The 20,004-nt window shown below is 47.4% G+C and carries 10 protein-coding genes, 2 tRNA genes and 1 pseudogene; 12 read left to right on the forward strand and 1 reads right to left on the reverse strand.

The window, feature by feature from the left end; all coding sequences use genetic code 11:
* Positions 1 to 96: 96 nt before the first annotated feature.
* From G9G53_RS25270 to G9G53_RS26965, 10 genes are all read left to right on the forward strand, one after another.
* Positions 97 to 170, forward strand: a tRNA-Pro gene (locus tag G9G53_RS25270).
* A gap of 9 nt (positions 171 to 179) precedes the next feature.
* Positions 180 to 250: transfer RNA gene (locus tag G9G53_RS25275), tRNA-Gly, on the forward strand.
* A gap of 739 nt (positions 251 to 989) precedes the next feature.
* Positions 990 to 3,782: a phosphoenolpyruvate carboxylase gene (ppc, locus tag G9G53_RS25280; RefSeq protein ID WP_029516811.1), complete on the forward strand. Its 2,793-nt coding sequence runs from the start codon at positions 990 to 992 to the stop codon at positions 3,780 to 3,782.
* Positions 3,783 to 3,973: 191 nt separating this feature from the next.
* Positions 3,974 to 4,540, forward strand: coding sequence for an RNA polymerase sigma factor SigW (gene sigW / locus G9G53_RS25285; RefSeq protein ID WP_016818747.1), 567 nt, complete (start codon positions 3,974 to 3,976; stop codon positions 4,538 to 4,540).
* A gap of 150 nt (positions 4,541 to 4,690) precedes the next feature.
* A complete protein-coding gene (locus G9G53_RS25290) occupies positions 4,691 to 5,314 on the forward strand; it encodes an anti-sigma factor (RefSeq protein ID WP_069011562.1) in 624 nt (207 codons plus the stop codon).
* Between the two features lie 221 nt (positions 5,315 to 5,535).
* A complete protein-coding gene (gene cdaA / locus G9G53_RS25295; protein ID WP_013312127.1) occupies positions 5,536 to 6,369 on the forward strand; it encodes a diadenylate cyclase CdaA in 834 nt (277 codons plus the stop codon).
* On the forward strand, positions 6,366 to 7,835 hold the full coding sequence (locus G9G53_RS25300) for a CdaR family protein (RefSeq protein WP_165150841.1): 1,470 nt from the start codon (positions 6,366 to 6,368) through the stop codon (positions 7,833 to 7,835). Before cdaA ends, G9G53_RS25300 begins: the two co-directional genes overlap by 4 nt.
* Before the next feature lie 60 nt (positions 7,836 to 7,895).
* Positions 7,896 to 9,236, forward strand: a complete 1,341-nt coding sequence (gene glmM, locus G9G53_RS25305) for a phosphoglucosamine mutase (protein WP_013312125.1) — start codon at positions 7,896 to 7,898, stop codon at positions 9,234 to 9,236.
* A gap of 632 nt (positions 9,237 to 9,868) precedes the next feature.
* A complete protein-coding gene (gene glmS, locus G9G53_RS25310; protein ID WP_029516807.1) occupies positions 9,869 to 11,701 on the forward strand; it encodes a glutamine--fructose-6-phosphate transaminase (isomerizing) in 1,833 nt (610 codons plus the stop codon).
* A gap of 275 nt (positions 11,702 to 11,976) precedes the next feature.
* Positions 11,977 to 12,108, forward strand: coding sequence for a hypothetical protein (locus G9G53_RS26965; protein ID WP_176715756.1), 132 nt, complete (start codon positions 11,977 to 11,979; stop codon positions 12,106 to 12,108).
* 40 nt (positions 12,109 to 12,148) lie between these two features.
* Here the strand turns inward: G9G53_RS26965 and G9G53_RS26970 are convergent.
* Positions 12,149 to 12,322: pseudogene (locus tag G9G53_RS26970) on the reverse strand (helix-turn-helix domain-containing protein); the annotation flags it as partial.
* Positions 12,323 to 12,953: 631 nt separating this feature from the next.
* On the opposite strand from G9G53_RS26970, the gene G9G53_RS26645 reads away from it, so the two are divergent.
* On the forward strand, positions 12,954 to 13,316 hold the full coding sequence (locus G9G53_RS26645; RefSeq protein ID WP_238438049.1) for a TnsA endonuclease N-terminal domain-containing protein: 363 nt from the start codon (positions 12,954 to 12,956) through the stop codon (positions 13,314 to 13,316).
* Positions 13,317 to 14,389: 1,073 nt separating this feature from the next.
* Positions 14,390 to 20,004 (forward strand): non-ribosomal peptide synthetase (locus G9G53_RS25330; RefSeq protein WP_165150843.1); only part of this gene is annotated, 5,615 nt, incomplete at its 3' end.

The raw sequence follows: 20,004 nt of genomic DNA on the forward strand, positions 1-20,004 counted from the left end.
CGCCCTTAGCTCAGCTGGATAGAGCGTTTGACTACGAATCAAAAGGCCGGGAGTTCGAATCTCTCAGGGCGCGCCATATTTAAAAAAGTATAATATCGGGATGTAGCTCAGCTTGGTAGAGCACCTGGTTTGGGACCAGGGGGTCGCATGTTCAAATCGTGTCATCCCGATACTAATTTGCGGGTGTAGTTCAATGGTAGAACTTCAGCCTTCCAAGCTGATAGCGTGGGTTCGATTCCCATCACCCGCTTACCGATTACCTAGAAGCCGAAAGGCTTCTTTTTATTTTGTCCACATTACATTTACTTCTATGTATATAGGCCAATGCAAATATGTCTCCTGTCATGCACAGTTGGGGATGACTTGTGTATATTGTACATAGGCTCTTGTTACTTTTGACACCTAGATCTCGAATTTCCTCCTCTAACGTACCCCTTTCTCCTGCAGTAAGGCTAATTTCGTGATCAAATCCTTTAAATATAGGAATCCTATAGCTATTATGGTGCGAATTTATGGTGATAACTCAACAGTTGCTCTTGGGTTGTGCACATTTCCCTTTATTTATGTGGGTAAAAATCGGAGTGTTAATGAGGAAATACCTTAGAAACACTGAGAAAATGGCTAATTTGTGTATATCTTTGTGGATAGAAGGCTAATGGAGTTGACTTTGTCAACAAATAATAAACATATACACACTACGTTGCATGAATTTGTACCTTTAAAAACACACTCTTTATAAGAGACTGTGCATAATGTTTCACGTATCACTAGTGTATACATTAATTTCTATTTATTAATTTCATATTTATTCATAAGAATCCAATATTTTCTCGAAAGAAGTAATTCAAAAAGATGATTTTTTACTGTAAATTTTGCAGCTTTTCATGCGGTTTTATTGTATGATGTTAAGAAAGTGTCAAATTTCGTGTGTATACGTACCTTTTCTACAACTGTATATGGTGTGGAACAGATCAGATGGGGGGAAAAGCATGACTGAGCTTACGTTAACCGCTAACAAAAACCAATCCAACAATCTGCTGCGGCGGGACGTTCGTTTTCTAGGGAATATTCTTGGTGAGGTATTGGTTCATCAGGGTGGCAACGAACTTTTGGATATCGTGGAGAAAATACGTGAGACAAGTAAATCGTTACGTGCCGGGTATCAGCCGGAGTTGTATGAGAATTTCAAACAAATGGTCAGCGGACTGGATACGGATATTCGTCACCAGGTTATTCGCGCGTTTGCGATTTATTTTCAGTTGGTGAATATCGCTGAGCAAAACCATCGTATTCGTCGTAAGCGGGATTATGAGCATTCGGCTGGTGAAGATGTTCAACCTGGTTCCATTGAAAGTTCCGTTCAGGAGCTTAAACAAGGGGGCTTCTCCGCTGAGGACGTTAGTAACTTGCTGAATGAGCTCTCTTTGGAGCTGGTCATGACCGCACATCCTACAGAAGCGACACGACGAGTAATACTTGATATCCATAAGCGCATTTCCGAGGACGTCATGCTGCTGGATAATCCGATGCTTACCTTGCGTGAGCGGGAACAGGTACGGGAGAATCTGCTAAACGAAGTAATTACGCTGTGGCAGACAGATGAGCTGCGTGATCGCAAGCCAACTGTATTAGATGAAGTAAGAAATGGAATGTATTATTTTCACGAGACCTTGTTTCATGTACTGCCAGATGTATATCAAGAATTGGAACGATGTTTAGACAAATATTATCCCGAACAAAAATGGCACATACCCACTTATCTGAGATTTGGTTCCTGGATCGGTGGAGACCGGGACGGCAATCCGTCTGTGACATCTCATGTGACTTGGGAAACGTTACGTATGCAGCGCAAGTTGGCTTTGAGAGAATATCAGCACACGTTAAAGGAACTCATGGGTTACTTGAGTTTCAGCACCAGCATTGTGCGAGTTTCCGATGCTCTGCTGGCTTCTATTGAAGAAGACCGTACTCACATTACACTTAAAAAGATGGAAGTATGGCATAACGAAAAAGAGCCTTACCGCATTAAACTGGCATATATGATTGCTAAAGTGAACAACATCCTGGATGAAAGCAAACAGGGTACCAATGAGCGTTACAATTCTGCGGAAGAGCTCATTGCAGACCTAAATGTTATTGACCACAGTCTGCGTCATCATTTTGCCGATTATGTGGCAAACACGTATATTCAAAAGATGATTCGCCAGGTAGAGTTGTTTGGATTCCATACAGCTACGCTGGATGTCCGTCAGCATAGTCAGGAACATGAAAATGCGATGACTGAAATTCTTTCTAAAATGAATATTGTGTCGGATTACAGTAAGCTGTCAGAAGAAGAAAAAATTAATCTGCTGGAAAAGCTGCTGAATGAACCTCGTCCGATTACTTCACCTTATTTAAAATATAGCGATAGCACACAGGAATGTCTTGATGTATATCGTACGATTTATTTGGCTCAGGAGGAATTCGGCAAGCAGTCCATTACAAGCTACTTGATCAGTATGACTCAGGGAGCTAGTGACTTACTGGAGGTTATGGTCTTATCCAAAGAGGTAGGCCTGTTCCGCATCGAGAAGGATGGCACTGTTATCTGTACGCTGCAATCTGTCCCTTTGTTCGAAACGATAGATGATCTGCACGCTGCACCTGATATTATGAGAAGATTGATGAACTTGCCTGTATATCGACAATCTGTGGCTGCGATGGACCAGCTTCAGGAGATTATGCTGGGATACTCGGACAGCAATAAAGATGGCGGTGTGGTTACAGCGAACTGGGAACTTCGGGTCGCTATGAACAGCATTACGGAAGTAGTTAATGAGTTTGGCGTAAAAGTGAAGTTTTTCCACGGTCGTGGAGGTGCGCTGGGTCGTGGAGGAATGCCACTTAATCGCAGTATTTTGGCTCAACCTCCTCATACGATTGGAGGCGGAATCAAGATTACGGAGCAAGGTGAAGTACTATCATCCCGATACTCGCTCAGAGGTATCGCGTACCGGAGCTTGGAGCAGGCAACATCGGCGCTGATTACGGCTGTAGCATATCATCGTTCCGGGAAGAAGGAAGTGTTTGAGGAGAGCTGGGAGGAGATTATCGCCCGCATTTCCCAAGTATCACTGGATAAGTATCAGGATTTGATTTTCCGAGATCCAGATTTCTTCAACTTCTTCAAAGAATCTACACCGTTGCCTGAGGTGGGCGAGCTCAACATTGGATCTCGTCCATCCAAGCGTAAGAACAGCGAACGTTTTGAGGACTTGCGCGCCATTCCATGGGTTTTTGCATGGACACAAAGCCGTTACTTGTTACCTGCATGGTATGCGGCTGGAACAGGTTTGCAAAGCTTCTATCAAAACAATGAGGATAACCTTAAAGTGCTGCAAACGATGTTTAGGGACTCTGCTTTCTTCCGGTCACTTATTGATACATTGCAAATGGCAATCGCTAAAGCGGATTTACTGATTGCAGAAGAGTACGCTGGGATGTCGGATAATGAAGAGGCCCGGCAGCGTATTTTCGGGCAGATTTCAGCGGAGTTTAAGCTGACATCTGAGTTGATTTTGAAAATAACCGGACAATCCGAGATTTTGGACGACGTGCCGGTTATTCAGGAATCTATCCGCTTGCGTAATCCTTATGTCGATCCGTTAAGTTACTTGCAGGTTCAATTGCTAAGTGAGCTACGTGAGCTGCGGGATCAGAACGGTGATGATACGGAGATGCTACGTGAGGTATTGTTGACGATTAACGGAATTGCCGCAGGCTTGAGAAATACGGGCTGATATAGTACGGTTGTACGAATACAGGCAATCGGGTACTCATGGGGTGCCCGATTGTGCTGTTTGTATATTGATGGCAGGCGTGCTTGCAGTTATTAACAATACTACAGTTGATTTCCGGATAAAATTAAACTACGATGAATAATCATAAACATATAATAAGTAACCCATCAGCAAGTCTGGGGGAGTATAGAGTGGATAATATGGAAAGCCGCTTGGTAAGGCTGGTACAGAAAGGCGATCAGCGAGCTTTTGCGGAGTTAGTCGAGTTATATAAAGATCGGATTTTTCATCTTTCCTACCGGATGCTAGGTAATCGCCATGAGGCGGAGGATCTGGTGCAGGAAACTTTTTTGCGTGTGTATCGTAATTTGGAAAAATACGATCATGGACAGAAATTCTCAACTTGGATTTATCGAATTGCTACAAATCTGTGCATTGATCGTCTGCGAAGGAGAAAACCTACATACTCACTTGATGCTGAAATGAATGATCAGGAAGGTGTCGATGGGTACGCCATGCTCGCCAGTGAAGAGCTTACCCCTGAGGGGAGCACGCTTCTGTCTGAAACACAGGCCTTGATTCATGACGCCATCGACAGCCTTCCGGATAAATACAGAACGATTATGGTTTTACGGTACTTGCAGGAGCTTTCCTTACAGGAAATCAGCGATGTGCTCAATCTCCCAGTCACCACTATTAAGACAAGAGTACACAGGGGACGGGATTTTCTGCGCAAAAAACTGGAGCACAAGCTATAGATCATGCGCATAGATTCTAGGAAAAGAGTCTGCGTAGATGTTTTTATGAAACATAATGCTCGTTGTAACGTATGTAAGATGAGCAAAGTTTCTAAGCCGGAGCATGTTATGTTGAGAAACACGGAAGAATATTAGAAAGGATTGGCTCATATGGATTGCAAACAAGCCGTCTCTTTTATGCATGACTATCTAGATGGCGACCTGTCTGAGCAGGACAAACATGAGTTGGAACAGCACTTGTTAGACTGCCCGGAATGCCGCATGCGTTTTAAAGAGCTGGAGCGGACGGATGCGATGCTTTACGGTACACGCTATCATCAAGTGCCGTGTGTATCGGATGAGCTGACATTTCGCATTATGAATGCTTTGCCGCCGCATAAAAGACAGACTGCGGTGCCTATGCTGACCTGGGTGAAAAGGCATCCCGCTGTAACAGCCGCCGCCTTCTTCCTTATTGTTATATGCTCAAGCATGGCCAGCTTTTCTGGCACGGACCATCAATTGGTAGTCAAAGGAAGTCATCTGGATCAAGTTGTTATTCAGGGCGATACTGTGATTGTGCCTGAGGGGAAATCCATTGCCGGAGATTTAACAGTGCAAAATGGTGAAGCCCGTGTATACGGTGAAGTGGAAGGAAATGTCACTGTAATTGATGGTTCTTATTATCAAGCGTCCACCGCCCATATTGCAGGACAGGTTAAAAGTATTGATCAAACCTTGGATTGGATTTGGTACAAGGTTACTGATTTATTCGGGGGACCTTCTTCTCCATAAAAGAAGCTTGAAATGGCAAGGACGATATCGAGCGCCTCTTTCCGCTGGAAAAGGCGTTTTTTTGTATATGAAGCTGGCGAATTGTACTGTATTTTACTGATTTTGGCGGTTCTTTTGTCACACAGCTTGCAACGTGAGCCTGATCGTTATAACCTAGATAGAGAGAGCACACTGTGTACATATTACACCCACTCACTACAGAAAATTGCGGGGGCATGCGCATGTTGGATTATTTTGCGGACCTGACTTGGAAAGAGTCCATTAAAGATATTATCGACATTTTGATCGTAACCTATATTATGTATCAGCTTATTTTACTTGTTCGCGGAACGCGTGCAGTTCAATTGTTGAAAGGGATTCTGTTTCTGGTTGTCATTTGGGCGGTTAGCACCTGGTTTGATTTGTATACGCTCAAGTGGTTGATGAATCAGATGTTCACCTTTGGTGTGGTGGCTATCTTTATTATTTTTCAGCCTGAGTTGCGTCGTGCACTGGAGCAATTGGGGCGTGGCAAATTATTTGGGCGTTCGTCTGCGGATGATGAAGAGATTAACAAGTTAATCGGAGAAATGATTAAGGCGCTGAATTATTTATCACGTAGGAAAATAGGAGCTTTGGTCGTATTTGAGCGCGAGACCGGGCTAAACGAATATACGGAGTCTGGTATCAAGACACAGGCTGTAGTCAGTTCTGAACTGCTAATTAACATCTTCATTCCTAATACACCTCTGCATGATGGTGCGGTGATTATTCAAAATAAACAGATTGCTTCTGCGGCCTGTTATTTGCCATTATCGGAAAATCCGTTCATTAGCAAAGAGCTGGGAACCCGTCACCGGGCTGCGATTGGGGTGAGTGAGGTAACGGATGCCGTAACTGTCGTGGTATCGGAGGAAACAGGACAAATTTCTTTGGCCATTAATGGACAGGTCGTGCGCGACATTAAGGAAGAATCCCTAATCTCCAAGCTGTATGAGGAGTTGCGGCCAACACCGTCTTTGAAGGAAAAACGCGGCTCATTCTGGAATCGGAGGGGAGGCCGTGGAAATTCATGATGGACAAATGGATTAACAATAATACGATTTCCAAGATATTGGCGCTTGCGGTTGCTATCCTGCTGTGGGGAATGGTCCATCTAGATACAGGTACACCTTCATCTACGCTGACCGTTTCTTATAATAATAAAGTGATTGATAATGTAGCCATTCAGGCCAGTGGTCTGGATGATTCAAAATATGTATTGTCAACCATGGATACTGACCATGTTAAGATGGAGGTCAGAGGACAGCGTTCTGTGTTGACTTCCTTTTTTGCGGATAATTATCAAGCAAAGCTAAACTTAAACGGCTTAGGAGCAGGTACTAAAACATTGTCACTCGAACCGGACTTGCCGGATGGAGTGGAGTTGGTATCTATGACTCCTAACCGTGTTACAGTGACGATTGAGGAAAAACAAACGAAATCATTTAATGTATCTATAGTTCCTAAAGGAAACCCAGATGCGGGACTGCAGCTTGGTAAGCCTGTGATTGCTCCTCAGACCGTAAAGGTCACCTTGCCCAAAAGCCAGTTGAGTACCGTCACTGCCGTTCTGGGGGCTGTTAATACGGATGGCATCTCAGAAAAGTTTGAACAGAAGCGTGTAAAACTGAAGGCTTATAATAAAAAGGGACAGGAACTTACGGGAGCGGTCATTGAGCCGTCTACTGTGTCCGTTGAAATTCCGGTAACTCAGCAGGCGAAGTCTGTGCCTGTTAAGATTGTCTATTCCGGAGAGTTGCCAGACGGACTGGTGCTTTCTAAAGTGAATGCAAACGTGAAGGAAGCGGCGGTATATGCATCGCAGGATGTATTGAGCAGCCTTAGCTCTTACGTCACGGCTACATTGGATTTAAGCCAATTTACGGAAGCGGGGACTCGTACAGTTCAAGCTAATTTGGCAGCCCCCTCAGGTTCTGATAAAATCGAGCCAGGGTCCATACAAATTCAGGTGACTGTTGTTCCTTCCAATGAAGTCACAGATACGGAACGGACGCTGTCAGGCATCCCAATCGTTTTACAAGGTGCAGGAGATGGAGCGACTGCGACTGTTACAGCGCCCGCAGGCAAGACGATGGATGTTACTGTGAAGGGCCCGCAGGATCTGGTAAACAATTTAACCAATGATGATATTAGTTTGGTGGCAGATGTAAGTGGCCTCGCGGCTGGTCAACACGAGGTAACTCTGAAAGTAGGCTTGCCTAAATATATTACGCAAGCCGGAAATGCAGGCCAACTAAAGGCAACGATCAACATTGAGAGCCCTTCTACGCCTGCTGTAACGAATCCGAATAGTGAGAATGAATCAAACCCCTCTGGTAGTGGCGAAAAGGGGCAGGAGAGGCCACAGGAGGGGCAAGGCAATCAAAGTGGAAACTCTGACGCTAAGACCGGGGACAACGCAGCTGCGGAGGATAAAACAAATCCTCATAACGGCGCAGATTCTACTGCGAATGGAACCTCGGAGAACAGTCAGCCATAACATGCTTTATCTGTAGTAAATAATCAAGATTTATTAGACAAAAAAAGGGAGTCATTTTACATGGGGAAATATTTTGGTACAGATGGTGTACGAGGCGTTGCTAATCAGGAACTTACAGCCGAACTGGCATATAGCATTGGCCGCTGCGGCGGATATGTTTTAGCAGGTAATGTAGAGAAACCGACAGTTGTTATTGGTATGGATACACGGATATCCGGACTGATGCTGGAATCGGCTCTTGTAGCTGGTTTGCTGTCCATTGGGGCTAATGTGGTTCGTCTAGGTATTGTTTCGACACCTGGGGTGGCATATCTCACACGTCAATTGAAAGCTGACGCTGGTGTAATGATCTCAGCATCACACAATCCAGTTGAAGACAACGGCATTAAGTTTTTTGGCGGTGACGGTTTTAAATTGACAGACGAAACGGAATTGAAAATTGAAGAGCTCATGGATGCAAAAGAAGACCAACTGCCTCGTCCGATTGGCGGCGGATTGGGAACGGTTGTTGTAGACGAGCATTCTCGTTACGATTATCTGGAGTTCTTGAAAACAACAATTAGCCATTCTTTTGAAGGGTTAAAAATTGTACTGGATTGTGCAAACGGAGCAGCTTATGAGCTGGCGCCGAAGCTTTTTGCAGAACTGGGAGCTGAGGTACACACTATCGGTGCCGAGCCGAACGGTTTGAACATCAATGATCATTGCGGCTCGACTCATCCTGAAAAGCTGAAAGAGGAAGTGCGTCGCTTGAAAGCGGATATTGGTCTGGCCTTTGACGGCGATGCCGACCGTCTGATCGCAATTGATGAGAACGGGGAAGAGGTAGACGGCGACTATATTCTCTGCATTTGCGGAGATGCAATGAACCGCGCTGGAAAACTCAAGGACAGTACTATTGTATCGACAGTGATGAGTAATATCGGTTTTTATAAAGCTACTGAAAAGCTGGCACTCAAGACTGCAAAAACTGCGGTCGGGGACCGTTATGTGATGGAAGAAATGCGTCGGGGTGGATTTAACCTAGGCGGTGAGCAGTCTGGTCATGTTATTTTTCTGGATCACAATACGACAGGCGATGGCATGCTGACTGGGATTCAACTGGTAGATACCTTGAAAGCTTCCGGCAAGAAAATGAGTGAGCTAAAGTCGCTCATGAAACAGTATCCGCAAGTGCTCGTAAATGTGCGTGTGCAGGACAAACGCAATTACGAGGGGAATCCTGCTATTGCAGAAGCAATTGAGCAGGTGGAACAACAATTGGGCGATAATGGGCGTGTACTGGTTCGTGCTTCAGGCACAGAATCGCTCATTCGTGTGATGGCCGAAGGCCCGGATAAAGATGAGCTGGAGCAATTTGTCGGTCAGATCGTAGATGTCGTGAAGAAAGAATTAGTTTAAAATTTTGTAAACGTCGGTTGCCTGTGAAAAAGAAGCAGGCAACGGCGTTTGCGGTTATTTACTAACGATTTATTGCCTTCATGGTGTAATTATGAATAAAGTGTCATTGCCAAATGATACTTAGCTGAATATAATATAGGGATGCTGTGACTCAGATAGAGAAAGCGAGGGTTGTAAGGTAACGTAATACAAGCGCCAGAGCTTGATTTTGTGCGGGGGAACTTGGTGGAGAAGCAACGGATTCAGTTGAAATAAAGTTGCTTGCAGATCGGTTCACGACAAAACAAGCTGACGAGGTGAAGGTGTTCGAAACATTCGGCGGGGACCTTCCGGTGAAGCATCAAGCCGTAAACCGGCAGCGGAAAATGAACAGGCAACTGTTTACACAACGCACCGGTAGATGCCTTTATTATTTTATAACCTAAATTATAAGATTCATTTCATGAATGTGCGGCCATCATCATTGGCGTGCGCGGTTTGGGAATTTCGTTACATTCGTGAAGAGATGCCTGTAAATTCTATAGTTATCATTGACAACTTCATAGATGAATGAACTTTATTCCACAATCTACCGCACACGTTAGTCCTGTGATGAGTCGTCTTGTGAAATGATGATCGGGAGGATAACGAATATGTGTGGCATTGTAGGATATATTGGTAATCAGAATACGCAAGAGGTATTGATTGACGGATTGAAGAAGCTGGAGTATCGCGGTTATGACTCTGCGGGTATTGCCGTGTTTACTGATTCAGGATTGCAAGTAGCCAAGGCTAAAGGTCGTCTGGCGAATCTGGAAGCTAAACTGGATGGTACGCCGTTGGTAGGCCATGCAGGCATCGGACATACACGTTGGGCAACGCACGGTAAGCCTTCTGATGAAAACTCCCATCCACATTTGGATGAGAGCCAAAAGTTCTCTGTAGTTCACAACGGAATTATTGAGAACTATCTGGAGCTGAAGGAGCAGCTGATCAGCGAAGGTCATACCTTTATTTCCGAAACGGACACCGAAGTTATTTCCCATCTGGTTGCGCGTGAATATAAAGGGGATATCGTTAAAGCAGTACAAAAAGCAATTACCTTTATGCGCGGTGCTTTTGCACTGGGTGTGCTGACAGAGCATGAGCCTAATAAGCTGGTTGCTGTTCGTCAAGCTAGCCCGCTGGTTATTGGTGTGGGAGAAGGCGAGAACTTTATCGGTTCCGACATTCCGGCTATTCTGAAATATACACGCAATGTATTTATTTTGAACGATGGCGAAATGGCTGTTTTGACCAGTGATGCTGTCGAATTAATGACAATCGAAGGCCAATTTATTTCTCGGGAAATGATTCATGTCGAATGGGATGCTGTAACAGCGGAAAAAGGCGGCTATGAGCATTTCATGCTGAAAGAAATTCACGAGCAGCCTAAGGCTTATCGTGACACAATGTTGGGCCGTATCGATAAAGATACTAAAAAAGTTGTTCTTCCTGAGCTGAAGCTGACAGAAGAACAAATTAAAAATATCCGCAACATTCAAATTGTTGCGTGTGGTACAGCTTACAATGCTGGTTTGATTGGTCGTACCGTTATTGAAAGTCTGGCTCGTATACCGGTAGAAAATGATGTGGCTTCCGAATACCGTTATCGTTCACCAATCGTAACGCCTGAGACATTGGTGATCGTGGTGAGCCAATCCGGTGAAACTGCTGACACGTTGGCAGCACTGCGTGAAGCACAAGCAAACGGCGCTCATGTACTGGCGATTACAAACGTAGTCGGTAGCTCCATCGCTCGTGATGCAGATGATGTGTTGGTTACACTGGCAGGACCGGAAATTGCCGTAGCCTCCACTAAAGCCTATTCTTCGCAGTTGATTGCGTTCTATCTGTTTGGTTTGTATCTCGCTCAAGTGCGTGGCACACAAACAGATGAGCAAGTAGCCCATGTGCTGGCTGCTATGGAATCTCTGCCAGAGCAAGTGGAAGAGATGCTGGGTAAAGCAGATGCGATCAAATCCTATGCTGAGCAAATTGCAAGCCACAAGCACCTGTTCTTTATTGGTCGCGGTCAGGACTATGCTGTAGTACAGGAAGGCTCCCTGAAGCTCAAGGAAATCTCCTACATTCATTCCGAGGCATATGCTGCTGGTGAGCTGAAGCATGGTACACTGGCATTGATCGAAGAGGGAATTCCAGTTATCGCTTTGGTAACACAGGAATCCGTGTTGGAGAAAACCGTGAGCAACATTAAGGAAGTCAAGGCTCGTGGTGCAGATGTTCTTGCGATTACGTACGAAGAGCACGCAGTTGAGTTGTTGAAGTCCGTGGATCAGGTATTTGCCATTCCGAAAACACTTCCAATTCTGTCTGCTGCAATTTCGGTTGTATCTCTCCAACTGTTGGCTTACTACGCTTCTCTTGCGCTGGGTCATGATGTTGATAAACCACGTAACCTGGCGAAAAGCGTTACCGTAGAATAAGCTTTAGTAAAATTCTAAATTAATTGTCTGGTGATAAAAGAGTGTGGAACCAGTAAAAGATGTATGGAACCAATAAAAAAACTGTGGAACCAGTAAAAAAAGTCTGGAACTAGTCATTTTACAAACATCAAGAAAGATCCCGATGATATATCGGGATCTTTTTAGCTTAGGAGGGCAATTATGTCTACAATAGGCCAACGAATTCGAACTATTAGAAAAACAACAACTTAAATCAAATAAAGTTTGCAAATATAATTGGAATTTCTCAAGGAACGTTGAGTGAGCTGGAGCAAGATAAATATAGACCCTCTCTTGATTTAATTATAGCAATTAAGGAAAGCTTCAATTCCCATATAGAATGGTTAATCTTTGGAGATACACCTGTATCAATTGAGCCCACACAGTAGGGAACGTCATTCGATTAGCAATACAAAGTAAATAATCAGTTGTAACGTCAAAAACCTTTGCTAAAGATATTAAATGATTAATTTTAGGCCGTGCTACGTTTCGCTCCCAATTAGAAACAACCTGTTTAGTTACCCCGATTTTATTAGAAATTTCCTTTTGTATCCATTCATGGAGTAGTCTCAAATTTTTACATCGCTGTTCCAAAGTATTCATGAATTCATCTCTATTGAGAAAATCAAATAGCTTTTACCCGACCCATCTGCTTACTAATTATACTTACTTATAGCCCATATTATAGCTTATTCATACCCTACTGTACCCTACGAGTAGCCTATGAATAGGCTACGAAGTAAAATATAGCTAAAAAATATTACTTTGCTATTGTATAAAGCTGTGAGTTGTTATATTCTACATTTGTATTTTGAAGTAAAACTAAAATATATCTTAGGAGTAGAAAAAGATAACTGAACTTTACTCTGATTTAGTAGTTCTAAAAAGAAGGTGAATAATGAGCAAAATTCGATCAAGTAACTCTATAGCATCTATTCAACGGAAAATCAAAGAAGGAAGAGGTCAAGGCCACTTTTCGGAATATAAACCTTGGTTGACGGTACATGATGTACCTTCAATAGGGATAGTTACTCGAATTCTTGGTTGGAAAAGTGGTCGACTTCACCATTATCTGTCTGAACACTTTGAATTGGCACATCATTGCCAAATGGAAGTGGTCAGAGCAAGTGATTGATATTCGCGAACAATTTCCTTTATTACCCCTAGATAAAACCCTCTATATTGCATAAAAGTTAAACATCCAACTGACCCCAAGAATAAGCTTCCCATCATTATGACTACAGATATGTTACTTACAGTAAAACAAGAAAAAAGTATAAAATTTATTGCACATTCTATCAAACCTTTTAACAAGTTGACAAAACGAGTTGTAGAGAAATTACAGATTGAAAAAGAGTTCTTTAAAGACCAAAAGATAGAGTGGGCACTTATTACGGAAAGGCAGATAAACTACAATTTATTCAGGAATGTCGAATGGCTTCATAATGCTAAAAACAACGATAAGTTGTCAAATCACCATATAAATAGTCTCGAAGATAATCTCTATTATGCTATTCAACAAAGTGAAAAACCATTTGCGAAAGTTACAAGAGAACAAGATGAATTATTTGGTTTACCAAGTGGGTACTGGATATGACTCATCTAATACAGCCTACTCTACAATCCATGATTATTTTAGAAAATAGACGCAAGCGCAAGGATTCGGAGCACCAGCAGAGAATGTATACAGGGAAGATCTCCCAAATTGGCCGGCACCCCGCCTCAGTGTCGACACGCGTCGAATTCCCCGATTGATGGCAAGCCATTCCCAGTGTTTCTTCTCCATTCGCTCTTTTTAGGCAAAATATTAACACTTTATGTTGGGAAGACCCAATTTAACTAAAGTTTTACTATACATTATTGGAAATTTTGATATAATTCTACCTAGGTCAACCTTCCAATTATGATAGAAAATAGAATTGGATGGTTTTTATACCTGTCCAAGCTGTGCCGCGAGAGACCAGTCCACTGGCAACCCAGCAAGCTGGCATGCGGAGACCGACAATTGTGGAAAATGACAGTCGAGAATATGTTGCTTCATGACGTCAGAAGGTCCAGAAAGGATGAAGCCAACCTTATCCCAATTCCGATGGAAGATGAAGCGCGTGAGCATTTTTGAAAAGCTGGAATTCACCGCCAATCCAAGGGCTGTCCCGTTCATGCCATACGGAGCATTCTTTGAGCCTCATGCAGCACCATCGTCACATCTAATCGCCAGGAAAGGCTCACTACCCCGCAGCCGGATCTTTACTTATCCACACCAGGCGGGGGAATACACAAATTGTACATAGAGTGTATCAATATCCTTAAACATAAGCTTCGACAAAGGCAGCTCCGGTGCCGAATCCGGAGGTACGGCCGACTTTGTGCTGGCCGGCCGGAACCCTACAGCAAGTCTTACATCGATGGGAGGAACATCCCTTGTCCACCCCCAAATCCAATTCCGAACCCAATGTTAAACCAAAGCCCGTCTTCGGGCGGCTCGTCCGCAGCAAGCATATTGAAGCAGAGGAGCCGAAAGCAGCCGCATCTCTTGCATAGAACGATGCTCTTTGTTGTCTTTCACGTATGGGAGCCGAGCGGGACAGCTGCTAGGCAGAGGATTGCCGCATGCGATCAACCGGGCAAGCGAAGCGGTGACTTGGCGAGAGCCATTGACATTGTTGTCACATGTTTGAAAAGGCGGGGAGCGAGGCTGGAGCGTTGCTGCGGCATATGCTCCGCCGGATTGCTTTTGCCGATGAAGAAAGGGGAACGATCCAGATGGCTTTTGAAAAAGAAACGTTGTTTTGGAACGAAAAATTCGGTAGCGACGATTATACCTTGACGCGTCTGCCTTACAGCAAAGCTTCAAGCTCCCTGGCGCCCATTATGACAACCGTCGGCGGTTCGCTTTCGGAGGAAGTGGCGCAGCGCGTCCTTCAAATGAGCAAGGGCGCTCCGCTGGCCACTTTTATGATTTTGCTCGCCGGTGTTCAGTCGCTCTTGCATAAATATACAGGCGCTTCTGACATTCTGGTCGGCATGCCGGTTGTACGGAAACCGACGGAGACGCGCCGATCCGTTAATCATACGGTCATTTTGAAAAACTCGCTTTCGGTGGGTGCGACTTTTAAAACGCTTCTGAGCGAGCTGAGGACTTCCTTGCCGGAAGCGATTCAGCACCAACATATTCCGTTCTTGAAAATGGCGGAGAAGCTGGACCTGCAATATGCAGACGGGATACCCGTCATCCATACGCTAGTATCTCTTAAGGAGCTGCATCTGGACGAAATCGGGCAAAACGTGGTCACGGATTGTTCCTTTGAATTCAGCTTAACCGGCGGGACGATACAGCTAGCGCTGTCATATAACGAGCACTTATATGACTCCGAGTTCATGACTCGGGTCGTCGGCCATCTGAATCGCCTGCTGGCCGTGGGGCTTCACGAGTTGGAGCTGGACATCGTGCGGGCGGACATGCTGTCGGAGGACGAGAAATTTCAATTGCTGCAAAGCTTTAACGATACCGAGAAGGACTATCCCCGTGATCGGACGATTCATCAGCTCGTGGAGGAGCAGGCGAAGCGGGTGCCCGAAGCGACGGCGGTTGTCTTTGAGGGGCGGCGGCTTTCGTACGCGGAGCTGAATGAACGGGCGAACCGGCTGGCGCGGACGCTGCGATCGGTCGGGGTGCTGCCCAATCAGCTGGTAGGCTTGATGGCCAGGAGATCGCTGGAGACGGTCGTTGGCATTCTGGCGGTTCTGAAAGCTGGCGGTGCCTACGTGCCGATCGACCCGGAATACCCGGAAGAACGCATCCGCTACATTCTGGAGAACTCGAACGCGCAGTTGCTGCTGACTCAAAGGGAGCTGCTGCTGCAGGTGCCGTTCGAAGGGACCGTGGTGGCGCTGGATGACGAGCAGGCCTACAGCGACGATGGCTCGAACCTGGAGCCGGCCAGCGGTCCGAACGATCTGGCTTATGTCATCTATACATCAGGTACGACGGGCAAACCCAAAGGGGTCATGCTGGAGCATCGCGGGCTGGTCAGCTTGAAACTGACGTTTGCCCATACGCTTCACACGACCGAACAGGATCGAGTGCTGCAATTCGCCAGCCTATCGTTCGATGCGTCGTGCTGGGAGATGTTCAACGCCCTGTATTTCGGGGCGACCTTATATATACCGTCAACCGAGACGGTTTTGGATGATCAGCTGTTCGAACGTTTCATGAACGAGCATGCAATTACGATCGCCACTTTGCCGCCAACTTATGCGGCTTATTTGAATTCAGACCGCCTGCCGAGTCTGAGCAGGCTCATCACGGCGGGCTCCGCCGTTTCAGCAGAATTCGTGCAGCAGTGGAAAGACAAGGTACAGTACTATAACGCGTACGGTCCGACGGAAGCCTCGATCGCCACATCCGTGTGGGCGGCGTCTACGTATGACACCGAACGCAGAGCGATACCGATCGGACGTCCGATCTGGAACCATCGCTTGTATATACTGGGCGCACAGAATCAGCTAGCGCCTATCGGAGTGGAGGGAGAATTATGCATCGCGGGCGTCGGCCTCGCCCGGGGATATTGGAACCGGCCGGATCTGACGGCGGAGAAATTCATCGAACACCCGTTTGAGCCCGGAGAGAGACTGTACCGGACGGGCGACTTGGCCCGCTGGCTGCCGGACGGAAATATTGAGTACTTGGGCCGGATTGACCATCAGGTGAAAATCCGTGGATTCCGGATCGAGATCGGCGAGATTGAAGAGCAGCTTCTGAAGATCGACTCCGTGCAGGAGACGATCGTAATCGCACGGGAAGGCAAAAGCGGGCAAGAACTGTGCGCTTACCTGGTCGCGGGCCGCCCGCTTACGCTCGGCGAGCTGAGAAGCGAGCTGGCGCAAAAATTGCCGAATTACATGATTCCGGCGCATTTTGTTCAGCTTCCGCGGATGCCGCTCACGCCGAACGACAAAATCGACCGCAAGGCTTTGCCCGCCCCGGAAGGAAACGCACTGACCGGCGGCGCGTACGTAGCTCCCCGCAATGAAGCGGAGCGGACGCTTGCCGATGTGTGGCAGGCGGTATTGAACGCCGATCGCGTTGGGGTAACGGATCATTTCTTCGAGCTGGGCGGAGACTCGATCAAGTCCATTCAAGTATCTTCGCGGCTTCATCAAGCCGGGTACAAGCTGGAAATCCGGGATTTGTTCAAATATCCGACTATCTCACAGCTCAGCCTGCATGTGAAACCGATCGGACGTACCATCGATCAAGGCGAAATAACGGGTGAAATGGCGCTGACGCCGATTCAGCATTGGTTTTTCGAGAGCCCCTTTGCGGACCCGCATCATTTCAACCAGTCGGTGATGCTGTACCGGAAGGAACGCTTCGACGAAGAGACGGTGCGTCAGGTGCTGCAAAAGCTGGCCGAGCATCATGACGCCTTGCGGATGGTGTTCCGCAAGACGGAACAAGGGTTTAGCGCGCGGACCCGCGCGATTCAGGAAGGCGGGCTGTTCACGCTGGACGTGTTCGACTTCAAGGATGCGGAGAATACCGCGCAGGCTGTGGAAGCGAAGGCAACGGACATTCAAGCGGGCATCGATCTGGAGAACGGGCCCCTCGTGAAGGCGGGACTGTTCCGGTGCGCGGACGACGATCATTTGCTGCTCGCGGTTCATCATGCCGTGGTGGACGGCGTGTCTTGGCGCATCTTGATGGAGGATTTCGCTCTGGGTTACGAGCAGGCCGGCAAAAGCGAGGAAATTCGTTTCCCGGCGAAAACGGATGCGTACCGCACTTGGTCCGAGCAGCTGGCTGCTTACGCGCAAAGCCCGGAGATGGCGAAGGAACGGGCCTATTGGCAGGCCGTGGAACAAATTGCGGTTCCGGCCGTGCCGAAGGATCTGGAGGCGGACGTTACGACGCAGCAGGACAGCGAATCGCTGTTCGTCCGTTTGACTCCCGAAGAAACGGAGCTGCTGCTGAAGCGGGTTCACCGGGCCTACAACACCGAAATGAACGATATTTTGGTAACGGCGCTCGGCATAGCCGTTCGCAAGTGGACGGGACACGAACGGGTGCGGATCAATCTCGAAGGACACGGACGCGAATCGATCGGAACGGATATCGACATCACGCGCACAGTCGGATGGTTTACGACCAAGTTTCCGGTCGTCCTGGAGCCGGTAACCGACCGGGATTTGGCCTATCAGATTAAACAGGTCAAGGAAAGTTTGCGCCGCATTCCGAACAAAGGGCTTGGGTACGGCATATGCCGCTATCTCTCCAAATCGGAGGATGGCTTTGTTTGGGGCGCAGAGCCGGAAATTAATTTTAATTACCTCGGCCAATTCGACGATGATGTCAACCAGGACGAGATCGGTATATCTTCTTATTCCAGCGGCAGCCCGGCCAGCGACCGGCAGGCCCGCAGCTTTGTGCTGGATATCAACGGCATGGTGCTGGACGGCGCTTTATCGCTTGATCTTAGCTACAGCCGGAAGCAGTATCACAAGGTAACGATGGAAGCCTTCGCTCAGCGGCTTGAGCAAAGTCTACGAGAGCTCATTATCCACTGCGCAGGCAAAGAAAATACCGAATTGACGCCTAGCGACGTGCAATTTAAAGGCTTGACCATCGCCGAACTAGAGCAAATCGCCCAGCGCTCGGGCCATCTCGGGGAAATCGAAAATATTTACTCGCTTACGCCGATGCAGAAGGGCATGTGGTTCCACAGCGCGCTTGACCGGCAAACGGCCGCTTACTTCGAGCAGACGCGATTTACGATGAGGGGAGTACTCGACGTCCAGCTTTTCGAGAGGAGCTGGACGGAACTTGCGAAACGTCATTTGGTGCTGCGGGCGAATTTTGTGCAAGGACCGGCGGGCGAGCCGCTGCAAATCATATACCGCGACAAGCCGGTCGGCTTTGAATATGAAGAGCTGCTTCATTTACAGGCGGACGAGAAACAAGCGTACTTGGATAAAAAAGCCGAGGATGACAAGCTTCGCGGCTTCGACCTGGAACATGACGCGCTCGTTCGGGTTACGATCCTGCGCACCGAAGAGCAAAGCTATCATGTGCTGTGGAGTTTCCAGCATATTTTGATGGACGGCTGGTGCCTGCCGCAGCTGACGCAGGAGCTGTTTGAGACGTACTCGGCCTTGGCATCCGGCAAGCAGCCAGCGGGAGATAAGGGATCGGATTATGGCGCTTACATCGAATGGTTGGAGAAACAGGACGATCAGGCGGCATCCGGCTATTGGACGGCATTCCTGGCAGGTTATGAAGGGCAAACCGTACTCCCGGGACAAAAGGAACCGGCGCCGAACGGCAGATTTACGGCTGATCACGTCACCGCCGAGCTGGGCAAGGACTTGAGCAAGCGGATGGACCGGGTGGCGAAACAGCGCCTGGTTACGGTCAATACGCTGCTGCAAGCCGCTTGGGGCGTTATGCTGCAAAAATATAACGGAACAAACGATGCCGTATTCGGCAGCGTCGTGGCCGGAAGACCGGCGGAAATCCCGGGTATCGAGTCCATGATCGGGCTGTTCATCAATACGGTGCCGGTCCGCGTCACGAGCGAAGCGGACACCGTGTTCGCCGACCTGATGGCGAAGCTCCAAGAGTGGGCGCTGGAGTCCGGGCGTTATGATTACTATCCGTTGTATGAAATTCAAGCCCGCAGTGTGCAAAAGCAGAACCTGATCAACCATATCATCGCTTTCGAGAACTATCCGGTGGACGAGCAGATGGAGCAGGCGGGCGACCAGCAGCACGGCGACCTGACGATCGCTGACGTTCAGATGGAGGAGCAGACGAACTATAACTTCAACGTGACCGTGGTGCCGGGAGTCGAAATCGAAATTCGGTTCGACTTTAACGCCGAAGTGTTCGATAAAGACAGCATCGAGCGGCTCAAGGGGCATCTCGTCCATCTGCTGGAGCAGGTGACGGATAACCCGGAAATTACAGTGGGCGAGCTGGAACTTGTGACGGAGGCGGAAAAGGCCGACCTTCTCGGACGTTTTAACGACACCACCACGGAATTTCCGCGCGAGAAGACGCTCGTTCAATTGTTCGAAGAACAGGCGGAGCTTTACCCGGACAACGTGGCCGCCGTCATGAACGAGCGACAGCTGGCTTACCGCGAGCTGAACGAGCGATCCAACCGCCTTGCGCGGAAGCTGCGGGAGACGGGAGTAGAAGCGGACCAACTGGTAGCGATTCTGGCCGAACGCTCGCTCGATATGGTCGTCGGCATTCTGGCGATTCTCAAAGCGGGCGGAGCCTA

The organism is Paenibacillus sp. EKM206P (assembly GCF_011066155.1).
Lineage (GTDB): Bacteria > Bacillota > Bacilli > Paenibacillales > Paenibacillaceae > Paenibacillus > Paenibacillus polymyxa_D.